Below are 1,648 nucleotides of genomic sequence, written 5' to 3' on the forward strand. Positions count from 1 at the left end.
TGGGATGCCGATAGGCTGGGCGCGGTTGCGTTCGAGAGGGATAAATATCACAACCAAAAATAGCCTCTTACCGATTTTATCTGACCATTTACAGCGCAGCGGAGATCGCCGCCAGTGGGAAGTAACACAAACGGCAGGCTGGCACTGTGGGGCGTATGTTATGCCGGATGGCGAAATTATTGGTCAGCCTTATATGCCAGTGGCGTTCTGTGGTGGTACATCGGCGGTTGCGGGTTATGTGGTTAGGGGAACTGCCGACGAATGGAAAAACCATGTTGCTTCATTAATGAAAGGAAACCGCTCAATGATGTTGGGTGTGCTGGTGGGACTAGCTGCCCCACTCAACTCATTAGCAGGCGGTAGCTGTTTTGGTGTTCACTTGTTCGCCCAATCCTCAGCGGGAAAAACGACCACCGTTGAAGCTGCCAGTAGCTTATATGGTGATCCCGAAGAACTGAAATTATCGTGGCACGGTACGCACCACGGCTTAAATAATGAAGCCGCCGCTCGCAATGATGGTTTTTTGCCCATTGACGAAATCGGACAAAGTGCTAATCCGAAAGAAGTTGCAAACAGCGCTTACAGTTTGTTTAACGGTGTCGGTAAAATTCAGGGAAAACGGGAAGGTGGAAACCGTGCCGTTATTCGCTGGAAGATAGCCGCGCTTTCAACGGGGGAAGAGGATTTAGAAACCTTTTTGATAAAAGGCGGAATTACACCAAAAGCAGGGCAGCTCGTCAGGCTGTTAAGTGTTCCTTTTATTGATACTGAATTTTTCAATGGTTATGAGGATGGTGACACCCACGCAAGGGCAATTAAGCGTGAATCTAAGCGTTATTGTGGTACAGCGGGACGGGCGTGGATCTTATGGCTGTCTGAAAATCAGGAACAGGCAATAGAAATCGTGACCCGTAAAGAGAAAGCTTGGTTGGATAGCCTGCCAGAAGAAGCCTCAGCCCAAGTAAAACGTGTAGCTGTGCGTTTCGCTTTATTGGATGCAGCCGGAGAGTTGGCGACTCATATCACCGGTTGGAGCAAGGAGGATTGCCATAGTGCGATAAGGCAAAGTTTTGATGACTGGTTAACAGATTTTGGTATCGGAAACCGTGAAAAATATCAGGTTGTCACCCGCGCCCGTGATTTTATCCAGAAGTACGGTCTGTCGCGTTTTCAGCCTTATGCCTACGGGAAATTGAATGGAAACATAGATACCGTTCACGCCATGAGAATCAACAATCTTGCAGGCTATCTGGTGAATAATCGCCGCAGTGATGGGCGGGTGGAGTATCACATTATCCCCAGTGTATTTGAAGAGGAGATATTGCAGGGATTACAGAAAAAATCAGGCTTTGAAGCGCTGGAAGAAGCCGGAATGTTGATTAAAACGGAGAAAGATCGCTTTATCAGTAAAACTATTTCAGTGAATGGTACTCAAGGGCGGTTTGTAGTGCTGGTTTTCAATGATGAGGATTAATCTTCACGTAGTATAAAAATACTGGGATAGCGGGGTAACGGGATAGTAAATAATTAATTGGATACTTATCAGATAGTTATATTTATTTTAATTAACCCGCATTATCCCATTACATCCCATAACGTAGTGTTATGATAAATCATGTAGCATTGTAGTAATTGGATTACCCTGAAA

General features: G+C 45.8%; 1 protein-coding gene. It reads left to right on the forward strand.

Features of this window, described 5'->3' with window-relative positions; genetic code table 11:
- The coding region (locus AACX38_RS06355) for a DUF927 domain-containing protein (RefSeq protein WP_228865901.1) at positions 1–1,474 on the forward strand (1,474 nt) is incomplete at its 5' end.
- Positions 1,475–1,648 lie beyond the last annotated feature (174 nt).

Origin of the sequence: Xenorhabdus sp. PB30.3 (genome assembly GCF_963895965.1) — a bacterium.
GTDB lineage: Bacteria > Pseudomonadota > Gammaproteobacteria > Enterobacterales > Enterobacteriaceae > Xenorhabdus > Xenorhabdus stockiae.